This is a genomic window from Micromonospora sp. NPDC048909, from assembly GCF_040649635.1.
GTDB lineage: Bacteria > Actinomycetota > Actinomycetes > Mycobacteriales > Micromonosporaceae > Micromonospora.
Genome location: NZ_JBEZFU010000008.1, coordinates 273,411 through 297,261, shown reverse-complemented (window position 1 = coordinate 297,261; position 23,851 = coordinate 273,411). Strand labels below are relative to the sequence as shown.

Annotated in this window: 16 protein-coding genes; 7 read left to right on the top strand and 9 right to left on the bottom strand. The window is 73.4% G+C overall.

Annotated elements, in window-relative coordinates; translation table 11 throughout:
- Positions 1 to 60 precede the first annotated feature (60 nt).
- Both AB0C04_RS22775 and AB0C04_RS22770 read right to left on the bottom strand, forming a co-directional pair.
- Entirely contained in the window at positions 61 to 1,278 is a 1,218-nt protein-coding gene (locus tag AB0C04_RS22775; protein WP_357057773.1) for a sigma-70 family RNA polymerase sigma factor, read from the bottom strand.
- Between the two features lie 3 nt (positions 1,279 to 1,281).
- Positions 1,282 to 1,626 (bottom strand): YciI family protein, encoded by a 345-nt coding sequence (locus tag AB0C04_RS22770; protein WP_357057771.1) that lies wholly within the window; start codon positions 1,624 to 1,626, stop codon positions 1,282 to 1,284.
- A gap of 277 nt (positions 1,627 to 1,903) precedes the next feature.
- On the opposite strand from AB0C04_RS22770, the gene fxsA reads away from it, so the two are divergent.
- The 3 genes from fxsA to AB0C04_RS22755 are packed head-to-tail and all read left to right on the top strand — an operon-like array spanning position 1,904 to position 5,214.
- Positions 1,904 to 2,095, top strand: a complete 192-nt coding sequence (gene fxsA, locus AB0C04_RS22765; RefSeq protein ID WP_357057769.1) for an FxSxx-COOH cyclophane-containing RiPP peptide — start codon at positions 1,904 to 1,906, stop codon at positions 2,093 to 2,095.
- Between the two features lie 2 nt (positions 2,096 to 2,097).
- Entirely contained in the window at positions 2,098 to 3,489 is a 1,392-nt protein-coding gene (locus tag AB0C04_RS22760; protein WP_357057767.1) for an FxsB family cyclophane-forming radical SAM/SPASM peptide maturase, read from the top strand.
- A gap of 9 nt (positions 3,490 to 3,498) precedes the next feature.
- On the top strand, positions 3,499 to 5,214 hold the full coding sequence (locus tag AB0C04_RS22755) for an HEXXH motif-containing putative peptide modification protein (RefSeq protein WP_357057765.1): 1,716 nt from the start codon (positions 3,499 to 3,501) through the stop codon (positions 5,212 to 5,214).
- Between the two features lie 36 nt (positions 5,215 to 5,250).
- On the opposite strand, the gene fxsT is transcribed toward AB0C04_RS22755, so the two are convergent.
- From fxsT to AB0C04_RS22735, 4 genes are all read right to left on the bottom strand, one after another.
- On the bottom strand, positions 5,251 to 9,156 hold the full coding sequence (gene fxsT / locus AB0C04_RS22750; RefSeq protein WP_357057763.1) for an FxSxx-COOH system tetratricopeptide repeat protein: 3,906 nt from the start codon (positions 9,154 to 9,156) through the stop codon (positions 5,251 to 5,253).
- Positions 9,157 to 9,168: 12 nt separating this feature from the next.
- The gene (locus tag AB0C04_RS22745; protein ID WP_357057761.1) at positions 9,169 to 10,407 is read right to left on the bottom strand and encodes a TIR-like protein FxsC; all 1,239 of its coding nucleotides are present in this window, start codon (positions 10,405 to 10,407) and stop codon (positions 9,169 to 9,171) included.
- A 185-nt stretch (positions 10,408 to 10,592) separates the two neighbouring features.
- A complete protein-coding gene (locus tag AB0C04_RS22740; protein ID WP_357057758.1) occupies positions 10,593 to 13,229 on the bottom strand; it encodes a discoidin domain-containing protein in 2,637 nt (878 codons plus the stop codon).
- A gap of 658 nt (positions 13,230 to 13,887) precedes the next feature.
- Positions 13,888 to 15,087 (bottom strand): ROK family transcriptional regulator, encoded by a 1,200-nt coding sequence (locus tag AB0C04_RS22735; RefSeq protein WP_357057756.1) that lies wholly within the window; start codon positions 15,085 to 15,087, stop codon positions 13,888 to 13,890.
- A gap of 238 nt (positions 15,088 to 15,325) precedes the next feature.
- On the opposite strand from AB0C04_RS22735, the gene AB0C04_RS22730 reads away from it, so the two are divergent.
- The 4 genes from AB0C04_RS22730 to AB0C04_RS22715 all read left to right on the top strand — a co-directional run bounded on the left by AB0C04_RS22730 (position 15,326) and on the right by AB0C04_RS22715 (position 19,925).
- On the top strand, positions 15,326 to 16,624 hold the full coding sequence (locus AB0C04_RS22730) for a sugar ABC transporter substrate-binding protein (protein WP_357057754.1): 1,299 nt from the start codon (positions 15,326 to 15,328) through the stop codon (positions 16,622 to 16,624).
- 73 nt (positions 16,625 to 16,697) lie between these two features.
- Positions 16,698 to 17,687, top strand: coding sequence for a sugar ABC transporter permease (locus tag AB0C04_RS22725; RefSeq protein ID WP_357057752.1), 990 nt, complete (start codon positions 16,698 to 16,700; stop codon positions 17,685 to 17,687).
- Positions 17,680 to 18,519 (top strand): carbohydrate ABC transporter permease, encoded by an 840-nt coding sequence (locus tag AB0C04_RS22720; RefSeq protein ID WP_357057750.1) that lies wholly within the window; start codon positions 17,680 to 17,682, stop codon positions 18,517 to 18,519. The genes AB0C04_RS22725 and AB0C04_RS22720 overlap by 8 nt, the downstream gene beginning before the upstream one ends.
- A gap of 29 nt (positions 18,520 to 18,548) precedes the next feature.
- Positions 18,549 to 19,925 carry a GH1 family beta-glucosidase gene (locus AB0C04_RS22715; RefSeq protein WP_357057748.1) on the top strand — a complete coding sequence of 459 codons (1,377 nt, stop codon included), beginning with the start codon at positions 18,549 to 18,551 and terminating at the stop codon, positions 19,923 to 19,925.
- A gap of 76 nt (positions 19,926 to 20,001) precedes the next feature.
- Here the strand turns inward: AB0C04_RS22715 and AB0C04_RS22710 are convergent, their stop codons facing one another.
- The 3 genes from AB0C04_RS22710 to AB0C04_RS22700 all read right to left on the bottom strand — a co-directional run bounded on the left by AB0C04_RS22710 (position 20,002) and on the right by AB0C04_RS22700 (position 23,809).
- Positions 20,002 to 22,386, bottom strand: a complete 2,385-nt coding sequence (locus AB0C04_RS22710) for an FtsX-like permease family protein (protein WP_357057746.1) — start codon at positions 22,384 to 22,386, stop codon at positions 20,002 to 20,004.
- A 71-nt stretch (positions 22,387 to 22,457) separates the two neighbouring features.
- Entirely contained in the window at positions 22,458 to 23,183 is a 726-nt protein-coding gene (locus AB0C04_RS22705) for an ABC transporter ATP-binding protein (protein WP_357057744.1), read from the bottom strand.
- Positions 23,180 to 23,809: a PadR family transcriptional regulator gene (locus AB0C04_RS22700; protein ID WP_357057742.1), complete on the bottom strand. Its 630-nt coding sequence runs from the start codon at positions 23,807 to 23,809 to the stop codon at positions 23,180 to 23,182. The genes AB0C04_RS22705 and AB0C04_RS22700 overlap by 4 nt, the downstream gene beginning before the upstream one ends.
- Positions 23,810 to 23,851 lie beyond the last annotated feature (42 nt).

The following is a 23,851-nucleotide window of genomic DNA, read 5'->3' as shown; positions in this document are numbered from 1 at the left end:
GCCACCCGCGTTCCCGCCGCCCCGACCGGCAAACGCCGCCGCGATCGGGCCCGGGCCGGATCAGGCCAGCCGCTGGGCCCGAGCCGTCAGGAAGGCCCGCTCGGCCGCGTTCAGCGTCGCGGCGGCGGCCGTCCGGTACGCGGCGGCGGCCTCCGTGAACCGACCGAGTCGGACCAGCAGGTCGGCGCGGACCGCGTGGAACACGTGGTAGCCGGCCAGGTCGAGCGGCTCCACGGCGGCCAGCGCCGCCGCCGGGCCGGCCACCTCGGCCAGCGCCACCGCCCGGTTCAGCGCCACCACCGGCCCGGGGTCGAGCGCCGTCAACTGGTCGTACAGCTGGAGGATCTGACCCCAGTCGGTCTCCGCGACCCGCGCCGCGTCGCTGTGCACCGCGGCGATTGCGGCCTGGATCTGGTACGGGCCGGGCCGGTCACGCCGCAGGCAGCGGCGCACCAGCGCCTGCCCCTCGACGACCAGCTCGCGGTCCCAGCGGCCGCGGTCCTGCTCCGGCAGCGGCACCAGGTCGCCCTCGTCGGTGGTACGCGCGCCGCGCCGCGCCTCGGTCAGCAGCATCAGGGCGAGCAGCCCGAGCGCCTCGGGCTCGTCCGGCATCAGCTCGACCAGCAGCCGGGCCAGCCGGATCGCCTCCGCGCACAGCTCGTCGCGGACCAGCCGCTGCCCCGAGCTGGCGGTGTGCCCCGCCGTGAAGATCAGGTAGAGCACCGCGAGCACGGCGTGCAGTCGCTCCGGCAGGTCGGCGTCGCGCGGCACCCGGTACGGGATCCGGGCCGCCCGGATCTTGGCCTTGGCCCGGACCAGGCGCTGCGCCATGGTGGGCTCGGGCACCAGGAAGGCGCGGGCGATCTCGGCGGTGCTCAACCCGCCGAGCAGCCGCAGGGTCAACGCCACCCGGGCCGCCGGGGCGAGCGCCGGATGGCAGCAGGTGAAGATCAGACGCAGCCGGTCGTCGCGCACCGGTCCCTCCTCGGCGGGCGTGGTCGGGGCGTGCAGCAGGGCCGCCTGGGCGTGCCGGTCGGCCCGGGACGCCTCCCGGCGCAGCCGGTCGATGGCCCGGTTCCGGGCCGTGGTGATGATCCAGCCGGCCGGGCTGGGCGGCGGCCCGGTCTGCGGCCATCGCCGCACCGCCACGGTGAACGCGTCCTGGACCGCCTCCTCGGCGAGGTCGAGGTCGCCGAGGAGGCGGGTCAGCACGGCGACCGCCCGGCCGTACTCGGCGCGGAACACCGCCGCCACGTCGGCCGGCTCGCGGTCACCCACCGCTCAGCCCTGGAACGGGCGCACCTCGATGGGCAGGGTGGTCGCCAGCGCGTACCGCCGGCCCCACTCCAGCGCCGCGTCGAGATCCGGCACGTCGATGATGGTGAACCCGCCGAGATACTCCTTGCCCTCGACGAACGGTCCGTCGGTGACGAGCACCTCGCCGTCACGCGGGCGCAGCACGGTGGCCGTCTCCGGCGCGTGCAGGCCCTGCCCGAAGACCCACGACCCGGTGGCCGCCAGCTCCTCGCGGATCACCCCGAGCTCGCGCATCACCGTGTCCAGGAACTCCGGGTCGGGCAGCCCGTCGCCCGCGGGCTCGTAGATGCTGAGCAGGTACTGCGCCATGTCTTCCTCCTCGCACGGCGGCCGGCCCTCGCCGACCTCTCATCCTCCACACGAACGCCGCCGACCGGAATCGACAGGCCCGGAGCAGGAATTTCCGGCCGTTGGCGAGATCGACGCCGGGCCGGGCCGGGCGCGCCGGCACGCCGATGACCGGTGCGGGCGCGGGTCCGGTGGGGCTGCGGTGTCGAGCCGTCCGGGCCGGCTCCGATGGTGTAGAAAGGCGGAGTGAGCGCAGCGCTGACCCAGGTGCGGGACACCGACCGTGAAACGGTCCACGGTGGCTGACCACGACCAGCTGCCCGCGCCGGTAAGCCCCGGCGCCGCGCTGGTGCAGCTCGGCGACGTGCCCCTCGCCGATCTGCTGGCCGGCGCCGGTGACGGTGTGCTCGCCCACGTGTTGGGCACCCTCGTCACCGGTGACGACCCGGGCCGACCCGGCGACGTGTCGGCGTTCGAGTCGAGCTTCTGACCATGCCCGCCGACGCGCTGCCGTCGGCCACCCGGCCCGGCCCTGACCGTGCCGCCGACGTGCCGGCAGGGCCCGACGAGGGCCCGGCGCCCCGGGTACGCCAGCTCGTGCTCAAGCTGCACAGCCGCTGCAACCTCGCGTGCGACCACTGCTACGTCTACCGCAACGCCGACCAGGGGTGGCGGGAACGACCCCGGGTGATCGGGCCGGGCACCGTCGACCGGATCGCCGACCGGCTGGCCGCGCACGTCGCGCGGCACCGCACCGAGCGGGTCCGGGTCGTGCTGCACGGCGGGGAGCCGCTGCTGGCCGGGCCGACGGTGATCGACCGGACGGTACGGACGCTGCGCGCCGCGATGCCCGCCGACACCAGCCTGGACGTCGGGGTGCAGACCAACGGGGTGTTGCTCGACGAGACCTTCCTCGACCTCTTCCGCACCCACCGGGTCGACGTCGGGGTGAGCCTGGACGGCGATTCGGCCGCCAACGACCGGCACCGCCGGCACGCCGACGGGCGGGGCAGCCACGCCGAGGTGGCGAGAGCGCTGCGGCTGCTGGCCCGACCCGAGCACCGCGCCCGCTACGCGGGGCTGCTCTGCACGGTCGACCTGGCCAACGACCCGGTCCGGGTCTACGAGGCGCTGCTGGAGTTCGCCCCGCCCCGGCTGGACCTGCTGCTGCCGCACGGCAACTGGTCGCAGCCCCCACCGGGGCGCCGCCCGGGCGGCACGGACGCCCCGTACGGCGAGTGGCTGATCGCCGTCTTCGACCGCTGGTACCGCGAGACGCCACGGCGCACCGGGATCCGGCTGTTCGAGTCGCTGATCGCGCTGGTGCTCGGCGGTCGCAGCGGTACGCAGGCGCTCGGCGGCGCGGAGCCGGACATCATGACCATCGAGACCGACGGCACGATCGAGGGCACCGACACGCTGAAGACCACCGCCGAGGAGTCGATGCGCACCGGCTACGACGTCTTCCGACACTCCTTCGACGAGGCGCTGCGGCATCCGTCGCTGGCCGGCCGACCGACCGGCCCGGCCGCGCTCGCCCCGACCTGCCGGGCCTGCCCGGTGGTCAGCGCCTGCGGCGGCGGCCTCTACGCGCACCGCTTCCGCGCCGGCGCCGGCTTCGCCCACCCGTCGGTCTACTGCCCGGACCTGTACCGGCTGATCCGGCACGTGCGCTCCGTGGTCGCCGCCGACGTCGACGCGCTGCACCGGCGGATCGCGCCGCCCGTCCTCACCCCGGCGAGCGGCGCCGTGGGCGATGGCCCGCCGACGGCCGGCGGCACGTCGGGCAGGGCGCGGCCGGCCGGCGGCACGCCGGGCAGGGCGCAGACGCCCGGCGGCACGCCGGACAGTGCGCGGCCGGCGCGGGTGCCGGCCGGGCGGTAGCCGGTGGCCGTGCTCTCCCCCGGGCAGCTGGCCGGGCTGGCCGCCGGCCACGGCGACCCAGCCACCCTCGACGTGCTGCGCGGTGGGCAGCTCGGCCGACGCCGGCTGCTGACCGTCGCCGCCGCCCGGGCCTCCGTCGACCAGCCGCTGGTCCGGCAGAGCCTGGCCCTACTCACCCGGGCCGAAGAGACCGCCCCGGCCGCGGTGGCCGAGGTGCTGGCCCACCCGCCGGTCGCCGGCTGGGCCCGCGCGGCGCTCGGCGGCAGCGCCGACGCCGGTTACCTGGCCACGCTCTCCGCCGCGGCGGCCGTCCGGGCCGGGCTGACCTTCGAACTGGCCCTGCCGTGCCCCGACGGCACACTGCTGCTGCCCACCCTCGGCGCGGCGGCCGGCCTCGCCCCCGGCGTCGTGTGCCTCCGCGGCGCGGCGGACGGCCTGTCGATCCGCGCCCAACGCGATCCGGTTCGCGACGTCGGGCTGGTCGCGGCGGCCGGCGGCCGGAGCGGCCGGGTCCACGTGGACGGCGCGTGGTCGCCCGCCCGGCGGATTCCCCTCGGCGGGGCACGGGAGGTGCTCCTCGACGACCAGGATCCGTGGCGGCAGCAGTACCACCGGCCGTCGGCGTCCCGACTGGACGACGCGGCGGCGGACCGGTTGACCCGGCTGACCGGCCAGGCGTGGGAATGGATCAACGCCCACCTGCCCGAGCACGCCGACGGGCTGGGCGTGCTGCTGCGCTCGCTGGTGCCGCTGGAGCCCCCACCGTCGGGCAACCCGGTCAGCGCCACCAGCCGGGACGCGCTGGGCGCCATCGCGCTCTCCGTGCCGGCCGACCCGCAGACCCTGGCGCTGCTGCTGGTGCACGAACTCCAGCACACCAAGCTCGGTGCGCTGCTCGACCTGCTGCCGTTGCACGACCCCGGCGGGCCGGCACGTTACCGGGCACCGTGGCGGCTCGACCCGCGCCCGGTCGGCGCCCTGCTTCAGGGCGCGTACGCGCACCTGGGGGTCGCCGAGGTGTGGCGCTGCCGCCGGCACGACGGGGTCACCGCCGCGTTCGAGTACGCGTACTGGCGGGAGCAGACCGCCCGGGCGGTCGGGCAGTTGACCGGCTGCGCCGAGCTGACCTCGGCGGGGCGGGCCTTCGTCGCCGGCATGGCCGCCACCCTGCACCGCTGGCAGGACCCGGGGGACTCCCCGGTGGACGCTCGGGTCGAGGCGGCCGTACGGGACGTGGCCGACGGCGGCGCCCTGCGCTGGGGCCTGACCAACCTGACCCCGGACCCCGACGACGTGCACCGGCTGGCGGAGGCCTGGCGGCGGGGCCGGCCCCGGCCAGCGGGCCGGCCGACGGCGACGATCACGCCCGCTGCCGCCCGCCCGGCGCTGACCACCGGCAGCGGCCCGGAGGCAGCGGTCCGGCGTCGGCTGCTCGGCCCGTCCGGCGATCCTTCCGAGTTGGACCCGTCCGACCAGGCGTACGCCGCCGGACACCCGGCGGGAGCGCTGCCCGGCTACCGCAAACGGTTGGCCGCCGACCCCGGGGACGTGGACGCCTGGGTGGGGCTGGCCCTCGCCGCCCGGCGCGGCGGCCAGCCGGCAGCGGCCCGGGCCCTGACCAGCCGGCCCGATCTGGTCCGCGCGCTCTGCCGGGCGCTGCCCGACGCCGACCCGCTCACCCTGGCCGGCTGGCTGGCCGGAACCACCGCGCCCGACGCCGGTTGACCGCGATTCCCGGGCGCGCCCGAGCCAGCCGCGTGGTCAGAGCAGGGCCGGTTCGATGTAGGCGTTCGAGCGCTCACGCTGACGGGCCTGCACCACTCGCGGATTGTCCCCGCCGAAGACCTGCACCAACTGCCCGAACGCTTCGTCGTAGAGGGCCCGGCCGGCGTCCGCCTCGCTCTCACTGGCCAGCCGGCTCAGCGCCAGGTTGACCGAGGCGGAGAGGGTGTCCGGGTGGTCGGCGCCGAGCGCCCGGGTCAGCTCCACATAGGCGGTGGTGTCGAGCAACAGGGCGGACTCCCGGTCGCCGAGGGCGAACAGGTCGTTGGCCAGGTTGAGGGTGGCCAGCAGGGTGTGCGGGTGCCGCTCGCCGAGGCTGGCCAGCAGTTCGTCGCGGACCCGCTCGGCGAGCTCCCGGGCCTGGAGGTGGTCGCCCTGCTTGCGCAGCAGGACGGCGAGGTTGTTCAGGCAGGCGAGGGTGATCGCGTGCGTCTCGCCGAGCACCTCGTTGTAGCCGTCGCGCAGCCGCCGGGCCATCCGCACGGCGGTCTGGTTGTCACCCACCGCCGACCAGGTGGTGGCCAGCGCCATCTCCGCGGACAGGGTGTCGGCGTGGTCGCCGCCGAGGGTGCGCTGGTAACGCACCACCGTCCGCTCGATCAGCCGGTGCGCGTCGGCGAACCGGCCGAGCTGGCGCAGGGTGAGCGCCAGGTCTTTGGCGGTACGCAGGGTCTCCGGATGGTCGGGGCCGATGACCTTCTGCTGGACGGCGTAGGTGCGGTGCAGCACGGAGTGCGAGCGCCACAGCTCGCCGGTGTCCCGCAGCCCTCGGCCGTAGTTGCTGGCCGAGGCGAGGGTGGACGGGTCCTCCTCGCCGAACCGGTCCCGCCGGCGCTCGTGGATGTGCTGGTCGAGCTGTACGGCGCCGCGGAAGTCCCCGACCAGCCGCAGCGACACCGCCAGGTTGTTCTCGGCGGTGAGGGTGCGGCCGCTGTCCTCGCCGAAGCTGCGGATGCTCAGCTCGAGCGTGAGCCGGTCCCGCGCCTCCGCGTCGTGGTAGCGGCCCTGGGCGCGCAGGTCCGCGCCGAGGCTGCGGGCGGTCATCAGGGTGTAGAGGTGGTCCTCGCCGAAGATCCGGCGCTGCCGCTCGTAGACGTCCTGGTCGATGGCGTACGCCAGGTCGAAGTGGCTCTGCGCGCGCAGCACGTTGGCCAGGTGGAACCGCATCCGCAGGGTGGTCGGGTCGTCCTCGTCGGTGTCGCGCCAGTGGGCCAGCGCGTCCTCGGCGAGTGCCCGGCTGGTCTCGTAGTCGCCGCGCCGGTAGAGGTAGCGCACGGTGTCGGCGACCAGTTGGCGGGCCTCGTCGGCGGTCGAGGCGTGCAGCCCGGACGGGCGGACGTGCGGCCACAGCTCGGCGTACCGCTGCCAGTTCGCCGGCTTGTCCGGGTCGCGCGGGCTGGCCGCGGCGAGCAGCAGCTGGGCCTGCAACCGGGCGTCCTCCGGGTCGTCGAGCTGGTCCTGGATGACCAGCTGGACGAGCCGGTGGATGCGGACGGTGTTGTTCTCCGCGTCGACCTGGGCCAGCCCGTAGCGGCCCAGCTCGCCGGTGACCAGCCCCTGCAGGATCGGGTCGGTCAGCGTCGGGTCGAACGGCGCCATGAAGGCGGCGAACCGTTCGCCGGTGAGCATGGCGACCGGGATCGGCTCCGGCGCGTAGAAGGAGCAGAGCTCCAGCAGGCGCGCGGCGGCCGGCTTCTCCTGGCGCAGCTGGCCGAGGGTGACCAGCCAGGTCGCGGCCAGCGCCTTGGAGTAGCCGGCGGACTGCCGCCCCTCCAGGATGCGCAGCAGGCCGGGAGTGTCCAGCGAGGCGAGGTACTGCTCGACCGGCAGCGCGGTGGCCCGCAGGTACGCCGCGCCCTGCTCGACCGCGAGCGGCAGGTCGCCGAGCTTCTCGGCCACCTGGGTGGCCTCGTCGTCGGTGAGGCCGCGTACCCGGTCGCGCAGCAGCTGCACGCTCTCGGCCCGGTCGAAGACGGTCAGCTCGGTCGCGGTGGCGTGTTCGCTCCAGCTCTGGTCGCGGGTGGTGAGCAGCACGTGCCCCGGGCCCTGCGGGATCAGCGCGCGGGTGGCCCGGGTCGGCTCGTCGGCGTTGTCGAGCACGATCAGCCAACGCCGGTCGGCGCCGCCCCGGCGCAGCGCGTCGAGCACCCGGCGGACCGCCTCGCCCCCACCGCCCACGCCCAGGCCCATCGCCTCGGCGAGGTCGGCCAGGCCGCCGCGGATCCGCTCCTCGCTGTCGGCCGGGATCCACCAGACCAGGTCGTAGTCGCGGGCGAAGCGCAGCGCGTACTCGGCGGCGAGCTGGGTCTTGCCGACCCCGCCCAGGCCGTGGATGACCTGCAGGCCGGCGTCGGACGACGCGGTCAGCCGGTCGCGCAGCGCCTCGAGCTGCCCGGACCGGCCGACGAACGGGGTGCCGTGCTGGCGGACGTTCCACACCGGGGGGAACACCGCCGGAAAGCGCCCGACCGGGCGGCCGCCGGCGACCACCGGCGCGCCGGCCACCTCCAGCAGCCGGGCCCGCGCCGTCGCGGGGTCCACGTCGGTCAGTTCGAACGGCGCCCGGTCGCTGTACGGAGTGGCCAGCCGTGCCTCGTCCACCCGCAGCGGCACCAGCACGCCGCCGGTGATCTGATCCCGGCTGGCGGCGAGTTTCCAGGTGTCGGCGGCGAGCGGGGTGGCGGCGAAGTGTCGGGTGAGCACGGCGAGCACCCGGCTGGCGGCGCCGACCGCGCGGTCCAGCTCGGCCCGCCCACCGGCACCCAGCGGCACGTCCAGCGCGCGCCGGTCGACCCGCAGCCCGGCCTCCTCCAACTGGTCGCCGATCCACTCCGCCCAGAGCCGGTCCGCCGCGGCGTAGGCGACCAGCACGCTCTGCTCGGCGCTGAGCCGGGAGCGTTCGAACTCCGCCAGCAGGCGGCGCCGGTCCTCCTCCGGCATCGGCTCCAGCCGGGTCACCCGCCCGCCGGTGACCACCGAGGTGAGCTGCTCGTACGCCGCGAGCAGGGTGCCGCCCTGCTCGGGGCGGTCACCGAACGCGGCGAGGATCTCCTCGTAGGCGTAGAAGGTACGGTAGGGCACCTCGATGGTGTTCCAGTAGCGTGCGGCGGCGGCGTCGGAGAGGTGGTCGAGGAACGGCGCGAACTCGGCCCGGAGCAGGTCGCGCCCGGTCTCCAGCTTGCGCAGCTCGGCGTCCTCCACCCGCATCGGCACCGGCAGCAGCAGCGGCGGATCCTCCGGCCGTTGCGACCGGATCGAGCGGGCCACCGCCGCCGCGCCGCGGATGCTCTGGGTGGACATGGTGAAGCAGTTGACCACGATGTCGGGCAGCTGCACGGTGCAGATGCCGGCCACGTCGCTCAGGCCGGTGCGGCTGTCGACGAGGACGACGTCGTACTCGGCGCGCATCTGGGCGCGGACGGCGTCGATGAAGGCCGCGCCGCCCTGCCGCTCGTAGAAGTTGGCCCAGTCGAAGGTGCTCACCAGCCGCGAGTACGCCGAGTCCTGCTGGCCGGCGGCCACGAAGTCGATCACACCGCCGTGGCTGAACTCCCAGTTCAGAGAGACCGCCCGCCGCTGGATCTTGGCATGCCCGGCGAGCAGCTCCTGGGAGTCCTCGTCCCGGTTGCGCTGCATGGTGGCGACCGAGTAATCCCAGATCATCTCGATCACACCGGGGGTCGCCCGCAGCTCCTTGTCCCGCAGGAACGGATGGAAGTAGCGGTGCAGACCGGGCGACTCGAGATCCCAGTCGACCACCAGCACCTGCAGGCCCTGACTGGCCAGGATCCAGGCCATGTTGGCCAGCGCCATCGTCCGCCCGGTGCCACCCTTGTACGAGTAGAACGTGACGATCTGGCCGCGTGCCGCCTCGTTTCCCGCCATGGCCTGCCTCCCCTAGGGACCTTCGAGGATCGGGCGTTGCCCGGGGCCGTCGGAGGGCGGCTCCTGGTAGACCGTGCCCGTGCGGTAGATCCGGCCCTGCGCCACCACCAGCACGTCCTCCAGCTCCTCCTGGAACCGCGCCGAGCTGGGGATCTCCGTGCGCCACACCTCCCGGTCGTTGCGCAGCACGTGGTGCGGCAGTATCCGGGCCAGGGTGTCCCACATCCGCCGGTTGCCGCCGGCCGCGGCGTCGTCGGCCGCCGTCCAGGGCACCAGCACCGGCGCGACCGAGTCGACCTCGCGGTCGTGGCTGATCAGGGTGAGCTGGTAGCGGGGCAGATCGGCGGACCAGACGTCGACCACCAGCACGACGATCTGGTTGTGCTCGCGGGCCCACTCCCGCACCGCGGCGAGGTCGGTGGCGTCCTCGACCGTCCAGCCGTAACGCTTGGTGGTGGCGATGGCGCCGGCCCAGCTGCCGATCGGCACCGGCAGCTCGGGTTGGTAGGGCCGCCAGTCCCGGGCCACCGCGCCGTAGCGGTCCTCCGCGCCGGGACGGGTGCCGACCAGCTCCGCCGAGCTGCCGGCGGCGAGCACGAAGTAGACGTGCCGGACGCTGGTCGCCCGCGGGGTGTGGCTGGCCGGGACCGGTCCGGACTCCGTCCGGGGCTGCGCCGGCTCGTCGAAGGCGCTGGTCACCTTCGCCAGCACCGGTCGCTGCGCGGGGCGGTGCAGGGTGTGCGCCTTGGCGGTACGCACGATGTGCTTGGCCAGCGCGTCGACGAAGTCGTGGTACTTGTCGTGGTGACGGTGGCGCTGCTTGAGGGTGAGCAGGCCGTCCTCGGCGTAGACGGAGTCGGCCAGGAAGTTGCGGTACTGGAAGCCGGTGATCACCCGCGGCAGGCGGTCGCAGGGGATCCACCGGATCGGCACCAGCGCCGGTGGGCGTACCTCGAACTGCCGCTCGTGCTCGTCGATGCGGTCGGCGAAGACCCGGAACTCGCGTCCACAGTAGTCGCTGACCACGTAGTGCGGTGAGGTGAGCGCGATCAGGCAGGCGCTGCTGGAGAGCGCGTCGGCCAGCTCCTGCGACCAGGTGGTGCCGAGCGGCATCTGACCGTCGATGAACCCGGCCTCGTCCCAACCGACGCCGGCCAGGCCGGCGACCGCGTCGCGGAGGTGGTTGAAGAAGTCCTGCACGTGACCGTTGCGGTTGTCGTCTTGGGCGTAGCTCAGGAAGAAGAGTGGCACGCCCGCCTCCGCTCACGGGTTCCACGACCGGTACGCACAGTATAGGACCGTCGATGCCCGCACACCTGCCTGGCGATCATCGTCGGCGCACCGGCGCAGTCGCGTACCCGACGCTTGCCGGCCGAGCGGCACGGCCGACGGGCCCGGCCACAATGCCCGCCGGGCCCGTCGATGCGGTGCGCTGGTTACGGGTAGGTGGTCAGATACACCTGCTGGTTGGCGGCGTTCGCCGTCCCACCGGTGTTGTTGATCACCCGGTTGATGGTGCCGACGCCGCCGAGTGACACGGTCACCATGTTGGTGAACCGCACGTTCGGATTGGTCGGCACCTCGTAGGCCCGGTCGGCGACCACCGCGGGGTTGACGTTGAAGTAGCAGTAGCTACCGGTGCCCCATGCCTGGTGACTGGTGACCCCGTCGGCCACCTTGTACGCGGCGTAGCCCCGGGTCGCGCCGTTCATCCAGGCCGCCTGGTTCGGCGGGTCGTACGGCATCTCGTTCTGGTAGAAGTACGTCCGGCCGCCGTTGCCGTTCCAGACGGTCTGGTACTTCTGGTAGTGCTCCACGAAGAGTCCGTACATGGTCACGTTGTCGCCGTTGACGGTCAGGCCGGTGTCGGCGGTGTTCAGCGTCCACCCGGTGGGTACGCCGGCGGCGGCGTGGTCGGCCCGCCACAGCCACATGTGGTCGCCGATCACGTTGTCGCTGTTGACGGTCAGCGTGTTGGTGGCCTTGCCGACGTGCGGCCCGCCGATGCGGAAGAACACGTCGTGCAGCGAGGTCGGGTTCGCGGCGTGGCTCGCCGCCGACCCTGCCGGGCCGACCTCCATCAGCACCGGCGAGTTCGTCGTGCCGGCTTCGAACATGATGCCGGCCACCTTCACTCCGTCCACGTCGGCCACCCGCATGCCCACGGCGCCGTTGTCGGCCTGGATGGTGGCCAGGCCGAGGCCGAGGATCACCGTGTCGGGGCGGTTGACCTGGATCGGCTCCGTGACGTGGTGCACGCCAGGGGTGAAGAGCAGGTGCTTGCCCTGGGCCAGGGCCGCGTTGATGGCGGCCGCGCTGGTGCCCTGCTGCACCACGTAGAACTGTGACAGCGAGATGGACGAGCCGGCCGGGGTCTTGCCGTACCAGCTGGTGCCGGTGGAGTTGGTGCGCAGCGCGGGTACGAAGACCCGGTACTCACCGGTGCCGTCGACGTAGAGGAACGGCTTCTCCCGCACCTGCGGGGTCTGCGGGATGACGGTGTGCGACGGGTTCGGGAAGCTCGGCGGCGGCGCCCCGGTGACGCCCTGGAAGACCATGTTCCACACCGAGCCGGTCCAGCCGTTGCCGAACTCGCTGTTGCGCGAGTACCACTGCTGCTGCGAGCCGGAGACGACCAGGCCGTCAACCCGGGTGTCGGCCATCAGGCCGCCGCTGGACCAGCCGTCGCCGCCGTTCCAGAGCTGGATCTGGTTCTGCGCGCCGCGCAGGTGCATCCGGCGGTACGGCGCGGCCTGCGACACCGCCCACCGCTCCACGCTCACCCCGGCGGGCAGGGTGACCGACAGGTTCTCGGCGGCGCGCCAGAAGTTCTGGGTGGCGTTGCCGCCCATCCAGAACGCCTCCACCCGGACGTGCCCGTTGAGGTTCACGTCGTCGGGGCTCATGCCGAGCCCGGCGACCTGGGTGAAGAAGCCGAGATTGACGTCGGCGGTGTAGGTGCCCGGCTTGAAGAGCACCGCGTAGCGCTGCGGGCCGAACTGGTTCTGCTCCTGCTGGGCGAAGAGGGTGTTCAGCCGGCTCTGGATGGTCGACGTCGGGGTGCTCGGGTCGAAGACGAAGGTGTTCGGCCCGAGGTTCGGGTTGCGCGGGTCGGTCGGTGGCACCGGGTCCACGGTCCCGCCGCCGGTGGTGTTCACCTGGAACTCCCAGAGCGAGTAGCCGTACGCGGTGCCCCGCGCCGTGCCGTTCATCCGGATGTACCGGCCGCTGCCGGTGACGTCGAGGGTCTGCGAGCCCCCGGTGCCGGTGGTGGTGCTGTAGATCGTCGTCCAGGCGGAGCCGTCGGCGGAGGTCTGCACCTGGAACGCGCGGGCGTAGGCGGCCTCCCAGTTCAGCACCACCCGGCAGATCGACTGGGTGCTGCCCAGGTCGACCCGGAGCCACTGCGGGTCGCTGGCCACGCTGGCCCAGCGGGTGCCGGTGTTGCCGTCCACCGCGGCCGAGGCCGCCAGCGCGGCGCTCTCGGTGGAGGAGGCGGTGGCCGGCCGGCCCTGGGCGGCGTTGGTGCTGCCGCAGGTCGGGGTGGTGCCGCCGGTCTCGCCGTAGACCTGGAACTCCCAGAGCGAGTAGCCGTATGCGCTGCCCCGGGCGGTGCCGTTCATCCGCACGTAGCGGCCGGCGCCGGTGACGTTGATGTTCTGCGTGCCGCCGACGCCGGTGGTGGTCGACCAGATGGTGGTCCAGCTGGCCCCGTCGTCGGAGGTCTGCAGCTGGAACGCGCGGGCGTAGGCGCCCTCCCAGACCAGGGTCACCTGACTGAGGGTGGCCCGGGCGCCCAGGTCGACCTGGAGCCACTGCGGGTCGCTGAACGCGCTGGACCAGCGGGTGCCGGTGTTGCCGTCCACCGCGGCGGCGGCCGGGGTGCCGGCGTTCTCGGTGGACGACGCGGTGGCCGGGCGGCCCTGCGACAGCAGCGTCGGTGCGGCCTGTGCCGGCGCCGCGACGGCCGGGCTGAGCGCCGCGACCAGGGCCACGGTCAGCCCGATGAGCAGGCGCCGGACCGCGGGTCGCCGGCGCGCTGCCGAGCGTACGGATATTGCGGGTGATGTCATGACTTTGCCTGTCGATAGGGGGCTGCGGACGCCGGGCGCGACGGGAAGGGTTTCGAGCACGACCACGGGGCGCCGGGTGGTGCTGCCGGGGGCGACGCCGCGGGTCGGAGAGCGCTCTCGTAGGAGTGTTACGGCGGGGTTGCGACGCCGTCAAGACATCGATCTATAACACTGTTATTTATCCCGAAGGTCGGTCATAGACGACCCGTGCCATACCCTCGCACCGACCACCGCCGGACGACCTCGGCGGAGACTTACGGGTCACCGGAGCTGTCGAACTGCTCCAGATATGAACCACCCACTTCCCCGTCCCGCCGGCCGCTGCCGCTGCCCCTCCCGGCTCCCGCTGCCCGCTTCCCGTCCCGCCGCCCGCCGCCGCTGCCACTTCCCCACACCGCCGCCCGCTTCCCTCCCCGCCGCGGGTGCCGAACGTCACCGCGCCAAGGTCGCCGACATCACCGGCGCCGTGGGCGGACAGGCAGGGGGATGTTCATATCTGGAGCAGTTCGACAGCGGCGAAGACGCCCTTGCCTGCTCTGGACCGAGGGCGATGACACCGCTCATTCGCCTCGGCGAGGGCACGCGGCAGCCGTGACGGCAGCCGTAGTGGTTACGGCAGCGGCAGTGGTGGTGGCGGCAGTGGTGGTGGTGGCGGCGGTCAGCGGCGCACGCCGCCGTCGCCGAGGAACCGGGCGATGGGCAGGGTGGCCGCGCCGAGCGCGACCGCGTCCACGCCGAGCCGGCACAACTCGATCGAGGCCTGCTCGTACGGCTGGCGCAGCGCCTGCCGGCCGGCGGCCTCGCGGACCGCGGGCAGCAGCTCACCGAGAGCCATCGCCGTCCAGCCGCCCAGCACCACCCGCTCCGGGTTGAACAGGTTGATCAGGTTGGCCACCCCGGCGCCCAGGTAGGCGGCCGTCTCGTCGAGCACCCGACGGGCGGTGGCCGACGTCGCCGCGGCGTCGAGCAGGGCGGCCACCTGGGACTCCTCGTCCTCGCCGGGCACCGGGCGGCCACGGCGCGCCTCCCGGTAACGCTCGATGATCGCCTCCGCGCCGACGTACGCCTCCAGGCAGCCACGGGCTCCGCACCGGCACGGTCGGCCGCCGTAGACCAGGGTGGTGTGCCCCCACTCCCCCGCGCTGCTGGACGCGCCCCGGTAGGTGACGCCGCCGGCCACCACGGCCGCCCCGACCCCCGAGCCGACCAGGGCGAAGACCGCGTGCCGGGCGCCCCGGCCGGCGCCGAACCACATCTCGGCCTGGCCGAGCGTCTTGGCGCCGTTGTCGATGTGCAGCGGCAGGTCGGTCCCGGCGCTGATCAACCGCTCCAGCGGCACCCGGTCCCAGCCGAGGGCCTGGGCGTGCACCACCGCCTGCGCGCCCTGCTCGACCACTCCGGAGACCCCGATCCCGACGCCGAGCACGTCGGCCGGGGCGACACCGGCCTCGCCGGTCACCGCGTCGATCCCGGCCAGCACATGCCCGGCGACCACGGCCGGCTCGGTCCGGGCCGGGTCGAGCGGGTACTCCACGCTGGCCAACTGCGTCATCACGAAGTCGAAGAGCTCGACCCGGACCCGGGTCTCCCCCACGTCCACCCCGATCACGAACGCGAACCGGGGCGCGACCCGCAGCATCATGCTGGGCCGACCGCCGTCGGATTCGGCTACGCCGGCCTCGACGACCGGCCCCTCCTCGATCAGGTCGCCCACCACGTTGCTCACGGCCGGCTGGCTCAGGCCCGTGCTGCGGACCAGGTCCTGCCGGGTCAGCGGACCGTCGAGGAAGAGCTTGGTCAGCAGGGCGGACCGGTTGCGCAGCCGGACGCTCCGGTTGGTGGCTCGCGCCAGCTCCACTCGTCACCTCGATCCCGTCGGTCGTCCGAGGCACTCTAACCGCCCCGTGCTTGACGACCCACTGGACAACCACTTTAATGACGACATTCATTAAGCCGTGATGTAACTCCCGGGAAACGCCGGTGGACTCCCGCCGACGCCACCCGGAACCCCGTCCGCCCGGCCGGCCACCCCGTCGCCCCCACCCCTTCGACGGCAGCGCCAGCGGACTCCCACCACTGCACCGGAAGGGCTGATCGTGTCGACGAGACGACACCTCGGGATATTCGCCGCCGCCGTCCTGGCGGCCACCACGCTGAGCGCGTGCGGCGGCTCCGGCGACGACGCCGGCTCCGCCAAGACGCTCACCTACTGGGCCAGCAACCAGGGCGCCAGCCTGGAGGCCGACAAGGCCACCCTCCAGCCGGAGCTGGACAAGTTCGAGAAGCAGACCGGCATCAAGGTCAACCTTGAGGTGGTCCCCTGGTCGGACCTGCTCAACCGGCTGCTCGCCGCCGCCACCTCGGGCCAGGGCCCGGACGTGGTGAACATCGGCAACACCTGGTCGGCATCGCTGCAGGCCACCGGCGCGCTGGTCGAGTTCGACGACGCCACCCTGCAGGCCGTCGGCGGCAAGGACCGGATCGTGCCCGCCGCGCTCGCCGCCGCCGGCGCCTCCGGCAAGCCGCCGGCCGCCGTGCCGCTCTACAGCATGGCGTACAGCCTGTACTACAACAAGAAGGCGTTCGCCGACGCCGGCATCACGGCGCCGCCGACCACCTGGGAGCAGCTCGCCGAGTACGGCAAGAAGCTGACCACCGGCGGCAAGTGGGGCCTGGCGATCGAGGGGGCCAACCCGTCGGAGAACGCCCACCACGCGTTCACCTTCAGCCAGCAGTACGGCGGTGAGTGGTTCGACTCGGCCGGCAAGCCGACCTTCGACACCCCGCAGAACGTCGCGGCGATCAAGCGGTACGTCGACTTCATGGCCGCCGACAAGATCACCAACCCGAGCAACGCCGAGTACGCGCAGAACCAGTCGGTCTCCGACTTCGCCAACGGCAAGGCCGCGATGCTGCTCTGGCAGTCCGCCGGTTCCAACCTGAAGACGCAGAACATGGCCGCCGACGCGTACGGCATCGCGCCGGTGCCGTTCCTGGCCAGCCCGCCGGCCGGCGGCAAGAAGGTCAACAGCATGGTCGCCGGCATCAACATGGCGATCTTCAAGCACACCAAGAACAAGGACGGGTCGCTGAGCTTCGTGAAGTTCATGACCAGCGACGAGGAGCAGACCATCCTCAACAAGACGTACGGCTCGCTGCCCGCGGTGAAGACCGCCGGCTCCGACCCGGCGTTCACCGCCCCGGAGCAGAAGGTGATCCAGGAGACCCTGGGCACCACAGCCGCCCCGCTGCCCCAGGTGCCGGACGAGAGCACGTTCGAGACCCTCGTCGGCACCGCCATCAAGGAGCTCTTCGCCGACGCGGCCGGCGGCAAGCCGGTCACCGAGGAGTCCGTGAAGAAGAAGCTGACCGACGCGCAGCAGAAGATGCGCTGACCTGGCGTCATCGGTGGCCGCGGCCGGGCGCTCGACCGGCCCGGCCGCGGCCACCACCTTCGAAAGGACCCTGATGGCAACCAGCACCACCGCGCCGGGCGCGGCTCGCCGGCGCGAACCCGGGGCCGCGACACCGCCCGACCGCCCCCGGCGGCCCCGCCGCCCGCGGCGCTCGCTCCTGCCGTACCTGCTGCTCGCCCCGGCCATCGTGCTGGAACTCGCCATCCACGTGATCCCGATGGTCGTCGGGGTCTGGATGAGCATGCTGGAGCTGACCCAGTTCCAGATCCGCAACTGGTCCACCGCCCCGTTCATCGGGCTGGAGAACTACCGGGCGACGCTCGACTTCAACAGCGCCGCCGGCCGCGAGCTGCTGCACTCCTTCTGGATCACGCTGGTCTACACCCTGCTCTCGGTGGGGCTGGCCTGGCTGCTCGGGATGGCCGGCGCGGTCGTCCTGCAACGGCCGTTCCGGGGCCGGGCGATCCTGCGGGCGCTCTTCCTCACCCCGTACGCGCTGCCGGTCTACACCGCCGTGATCACCTGGAGCTTCCTGCTCCAGCGCGACACCGGCCTGGTCAACCACGTCCTGGTCGACCAGCTCGGGCTGCTGAACGAGCGGCCGTTCTGGCTGATCGGCGACAACAGCTTCTGGTCGTTGCTCGTGGTGTCGGTCTGGCGGAACTGGCCGTTCGCGTTCCTCTGCCTGATGGCCGGGCTGCAGAACGTCCCGGGCGAGATGTACGAGGCGGCGGCGATCGACGGCGCCGGGTTCTGGCGGCGGCTGCGCTCGGTCACCCTGCCGATGCTGCGACCGGTCAACCTGGTCCTCGTGCTGGTGCTCTTCCTCTGGACGTTCAACGACTTCAACACCCCGTACGTGCTCTTCGGCGGCTCCGCCCCGGAGCAGGCCGACCTGATCTCCATCCACATCTACCGCAGCTCCTTCAAGACCTGGGACTTCGGGTCCGGCTCGGCGATGTCGGTGGCGCTGCTGCTGTTCCTGCTGGTCGTCTCGGCCGGCTACCTGCTGATCACGAACCGCCGGAGGGACCATGCGTGAGACCGCCGGTGAGCGCTGGGGCCGGCGGATCGTGCTGACCCTGCTCACCCTCTTCGTCGTCATCCCGCTCTACGTGATGGTCACCTCGGCGGCCAAGCCGTTGCAGGACGTGCAGAACGGCTTCACCTGGTGGCCCAGCCGGCCCACGTTGCAGCCGTTCATCGACATGTGGAGCACCGTGCCGCTGGCCCGCTATCTGGTGAACAGCCTGATCGTGTCGAGCATCGCCGCGGTCTGCTCGGTGGCGGTGGCGATCTTCGCCGCGTTCGCGGTGAGCCGCTACCGGTTCCGCGGCCGCGGGCTCTTCTCGGTGACCGTGCTCTCCACCCAGATGTTCCCCGGCATCCTCTTCCTGCTGCCGCTCTTCCTCATCTACGTCAACCTCGGCAACGCCACCGGGATCGAGCTGTACGCCAGCCGTACCGGCCTGGTCATCACGTACCTGACCTTCTCGCTGCCGTTCTCGATCTGGATGCTGGTCGGCTACTTCGACTCCATCCCCCGTGGACTGGACGAGGCGGCCCAGGTCGACGGCGCCGGCCCGTTCCGGACCCTGTTCCGGGTGATCCTGCCGGCCGCCGTGCCGGGCGTCGTCGCGGTCACCGTGTACGCCTTCATGACCGCCTGGGGCGAGGTGCTCTTCGCCTCGGTGATGACCGACGAGGGCAGCCGCACCCTGGCGGTAGGCCTGCAGGGCTACTCCACCCAGTTCAACGTCTACTGGAACCAGGTGATGGCCGCCTCGCTGGTGGTCAGTGTGCCCGTCGTCGCCGGCTTCCTGGCGCTGCAGCGCTACTTCGTCGCCGGCCTGACCGCCGGTGCGGTCAAGTGAGCAATTCCACCGCTAAGGAGAACCAACCCGTGCCGGACCTGTCCAAGCTGCCGCCCGACTTCCTCTGGGGTGTCGCCACCGCGGCGTACCAGATCGAGGGTGCCGTCGACGCCGACGGGCGGTCGCCGTCCATCTGGGACACCTTCTCGGCGATCCCCGGCAACGTCGACAACGGCGACACCGGCGCGGTCGCCTGCGACCACTACCACCGCTGGCCGGAGGACATGACGCTGCTGCGCCGCCTCGGGGTCGACGCGTACCGGTTCTCGGTGGCCTGGCCGCGGGTGCTGCCCCAGGGCGTCGGCCAGGTGAACGCCGCCGGGCTCGACTTCTACGACCGGCTGGTCGACCGCCTGCTGGCCGACGGCATCCGGCCGTTCGTCACGCTCTACCACTGGGACCTGCCGCAGGCCCTGCAGGACGCCGGCGGCTGGCCGCAGCGCTCCACCGCGGAGGCGTTCGCCGACTACGCCGCGGTCGTCGCCGCCCGCCTCGGCGACCGGGTCACCGACTGGAACACGGTCAACGAGCCGCTCTGCGTCTCCTGGATCGGGCACCTGGAGGGCCGGATGGCCCCCGGCGACCGCGATCTCACCCGGGCGGTGCACACCTCGCACCACACGCTGCTCGGGCACGGGTTGGCCACCCAGGCGGTGCGGGCCAACGCGGCCCGACCCGCCTCGGTCGGGCTGGTGCTCAACCTCAGCCCGATCGAGCCGGCGTCGGACCGGCCGGAGGACGTGGCGGCGGCCCGGCGGATGGACGGTCACGTCAACCGCTGGTGGCTGGACCCGGTGCACGGGCGCGGCTACCCCGCCGACATGGTCGAGACGTACGGCGTCGAGCCGCCGGTGCGCGGCGACGACCTGGCGGTGATCGCCACGCCCACCGACTTCCTCGGGGTGAACTACTACTTCCGCCAGGTGGTGACCGACGATCCGGCCGGTCCTCCGCCGCACGCCCGGCAGGTGCCGGTGCCCGGCTCGGTGGAGACGGCGATGGGCTGGGAGATGTACCCGGCCGGGCTGGAGCAGCTGCTGGTAGCGGTCAGCGAGGAGTACCGGCCCGGGAAGATCATTGTCACCGAGAGCGGCTCCGCTTGGCACGACGAGGTCACCGCGGAGGGCGCCGTGGAGGACAAGGAGCGCACCGACCACCTGGAGCAGCACCTGGCCGCCTGCGCCGCCGCGGTCGCCCGGGGAGTCCCGCTCGCCGGCTACTTCGTCTGGTCGCTGCTGGACAACTTCGAGTGGGCGTACGGGTACGACAAGCGCTTCGGCCTGGTGCACGTCGACTACGCCACCCAGCGGCGGACGGTCAAGGCCAGCGGCTACCGCTACGCCGAGCTGATCCGTGCCCACCAGCGGCTCTCCGGTACGACCGGAGCCGCCGCACCGGTGGCCTGAGCGGGCCGACGGGGCCCGGGATCCCTGGGTGCCGCGCCGGGCGGCACCCAGGGCCCGAACCCGCTCGCCAGACGGCTCAGTCCAGGACGCGACGGGCGAACGACGCCGGCAGGCGGCCGGCGAGCAGCCAACCGGCGGCGGCGGCCAGCAGCGGCAGCCCGCCGGTCGTCGCGGCGAGATGCGCGACGGGCACCGAGCCGAGCGGGTCAAGGTCGCGATGCAGCGCGCCGACCAGGGCCAGGTAGGCACCGGCCACCCCCAGGACGGCACCGAGCAGGGCGAGCGCGCCGGCCGTGGTGGCGGTCAACGTGCGGCGTACCCGCCGCGGCGCGCCGGTCGCGGTCAGGGTCCGCAGGTCGGCCGCCGCCTCACCCCGGATCAGCCCGACGGTCGTCGCCAGGACACCGAGGGCGAGCAGCACCCCGACCGCCGTCGCGCCCGTCCGCAGCGCCGTCAGCGACGACTGTTCCCGGCGCGACTCGACGGTGAGCCCGACCCCGGCGGCCAGGTCCTGCGCCGCGGCCAACTCCCCCTCGGTCAGCGGGTGGTCGGTCGCCAGGAACCAGCCGACCCGCGCGGGCTGCCAGCCGTGCCGGTCGAGCGCGCCGGTGGTGATGAGCGAAGCCGGCATCGAGGAGTAGTCGAGCGCGGGCAGCGTCCGGACCGTCGGCCGGACCCCGCGGGCGGGGATGTTCACCAGTTCGAGCTGCCCGGTGCGGGTGGTGAGCACGTCGACGTCGGCACCGACCGCCGCGGCGTCCAAGCCGTGCAGCCCCAGCAGCCCGGGATTGGCGACGTAGAGCGGGTGGGACGTGGTCGAGCGGCCGGGCGGGGCCGGGGCACCGATCTCGACGGCCGGGTGGCCGGTCGGTCCCCCCTCCTGACCGGGATCGGTGTAGTCAGCCACCACCGCCATGTCCAACGGGATGACGGTGGACGCGCCGATGGCCGCCGCGATCGTGTCGGTGCCGGCGTCGAGGTCGGCGAGCTGCGCCGGGGTGCGTTCCGGGATCACCGGGACGGGCTGGCCGATCCGGATCAGCAGCTGACTCTCGGCGAGATCGCCCAGCCCGGCCGCCTCCCGGGCGCGGTGCTCCGCGGCGGCGGAGCCCACCACGACCGCGGCGGAGATGCCGACCGCGAGGCTGATCGCGGCGAGCGCCGCACCGCTACGCGCCCGGTAGCGGACCAGATCGGCCAGGGCGAGCCGGGACGCGACCGGCAGGCGACCGCGCAGCGCGGCCAACGCCGGGATGGCCAGCGGGCCGACGAAGAGGACGCCGAGCGCGGTGCAGACGCTGCCGGCGACCACGAGCGGCGGGTTCGACCCGTTGGAGAGCACAAGCGCGGTGAGGCCCGCCGCGAGCAGCACCGGCGCGGCCAGGGCTGTCCGCCGTGCCGGCGGCGGCGTCGGTGGCCGGGCCGACAGGGCACTCATGATCGGCGTACGGGCGACCGCCCGCGCCGGCCACCACGCGGCGGCGGTCGCGGCGGCGACGGCCAGCAGCATGCCCGCCCCGATCGTCGCCCAGGGCAGGTCGAACCGGTCGATCCGGTGCCCGGCGGCGGTCTCCACGAACCCGGCCGTGACCAGCCAGGCGGCGATACCGCCGGCGGTGCCGCAGATCGCCGCGACCGCGCCCACGGCGGCGCCGTTGGCGAGCACCACGAGCCGCAGGTGCCGGCGGGTCGCGCCCATCGCCGCCAGCATGCCGAGCTGGCGCAGTCGACGCTGCGCGAGCACCACGAACCCGGCGGCGGCCACGAGCGACACCAGCAACAGGCCGACGGCGGCGAGCGCGAGCGCCGCGACGGTGAGCGCGGTCCGGCCCGCGGCTGGCCGGGACTCCCGCACCACGGGTCCGTCGATGGTCTGCCGGAAGGCGTCGAGTCTGCTCCGGTCGCCCGCGATGAGCACGGTGACGGACTGCGGTGCGTCGGCGTGCGCCACGTCGGTGAGGGCGAACTCGTCGGTGAGGTTCTCCGGGTTCTCCACCACCCCGACGACGAGGTGGTCGCGGTCGCCGAGCCGCACCCGGGCGCCGATCTCGGCGCGCAGGGCCCGCGCCACCCCATCGGTCACCGCCACCTCGCCGGCCGCGTCCGGGTAACGCCCCTGCCGAAGGTCGAGCATCGGTGCGCCGTACGCGCCGGCCGGGTCCTGCGCCCGGACGTCGACCGGGTCGAACCGGCCCGGCACCTGCACGTGCCGGTGTCCGATCACGTCGATGGTGCCGAACCACTCCCGGGCGGCGGCGATGCGGGCGCCGGTGGCCGGGTCGTCGCCGGAGAACCGCATGAGCTGGTCGGCTCGGCCGAAGGTCGCGTCGCTCGACGCCGCCAGGTTCCAGGTCGCCGCGGCGCCGAAGGTGGTGCCGACGACGGCGACGGTGATCAGGGTGATGGCCAGCAGTTGCTGGCGCCACTCCCGGCGGAACAGCCGTACCGCCCAGCGGATCACCGCGCGACGGGCCGGGAATCCGCCACCGGCGGGTCTGGCCGACGGGGCTCGGGGCGTCCTCAGCGAAGGGGTCACGACGTCGGATCCGGGGTGAGCAGAGCGTCGGGGCTGGCCGGCGGTGCGGTCTGGTCGACCACCCGACCGTCGCGAATGAAGATCACCCGATCCGCCCACGAGGCGAGCTGGGCGTCGTGGGTCACCATCACCCCGGCGATTCCCCGCTTGCACGCCGCGCGGAGCATCCGCATGACGCCCTCGCCGCTGGCCGCGTCGAGGGCGCCGGTCGGCTCGTCGGCGAGCAGCAGCCGGCGGTCGCCCACCACGGCCCGGGCTATCGCCACCCGCTGACGTTCACCGCCGGAGAGGTCGTCCGGAAAGTGGGCGGCCCGATCGGTCAGCCCCAGTTCCGCCAGCACCCGCAGCGCGGCGGCCCGCGCCGGACGCGCGGCCAGGCCGTCGAGCTCGAGCGGCAGGGCCACGTTCTCGACGGCGGAGAGGCCGGCGAGCAGGTTCAGATCCTGGAAGACGAAGCCGAGCGAGCGGCGACGAAGCCCGGCTGTGGCGTCCGCGGAGAGCGCGGACAGGTCGGACCCGCAGATGGTCACCTGACCGGAGCTGGGCTTCTCCAGGGTTCCGGCGATGGTCAGCAGGGTGCTCTTGCCCGAGCCGCTCGGGCCCATGACCGCGACCAGCTCACCGGCGTCGACGTCGAGGTCGACGGCGCGTAGGGCATGTACGGGGGCGGTGGCGTGGCCGTACACCTTGGACACCTGCCGCAGGCTGAGCACCGGGCTCATCGTCGGGCTCCCGCCGCGCGGGCCTGGCCGGACGAGCGGGTGGCACGTTTCCCGGCGGCTGCGCCGGCGGCACCCTCGGCGTCCGGCGTGGGGCCGGCGGCGGCGGGCGCCGGCGGCAGGTTGCGCAGGCGGGCGTCGGCCGCGTCGAGCCAGCGGACGACCGCCTCGAGCCGGAACAGCTCGGCGTCGACCACCAGGCCGAGGCCGAGGTCCTCGGGCTCCGCGTCGGCCTTGAGGTGGGTGTAGCGCTGCATCTCCTCGACGGTCCGCCGGCGGTGGGCCTGCAGGATCTCGTGCACGTCCACCTTGGGCAGCCGCATCGCCACCTGCACCTTGATGACGAGCTCGTCACGGGGTGGTGGCCCGGCGTGCGGGGGTGTGCGTAGCCAAGTGTGCAGCTCCCGCTCGCCGTCGGCGGTGAGCCGGTAGCGCTTCTGCGCGCCGTCGCGCTCGGCGTCGTCGGACTCGACGTGTCCCTCACGCTCCAGGCGTTGCAGGGTGGTGTAGACCTGTCCGACGTTCAGCGGCCAGACCTCGCCAGTGCGCGCCTCGAACTCCTGGCGGAGTTGCAGACCGTACTTCGGTGCCTCGGTGAGCAGCGCCAACATGGCGTGGCGGATGCTCACCTTCCCTCACTCCGAGTTAGCATACTCGGTATAATACACAGT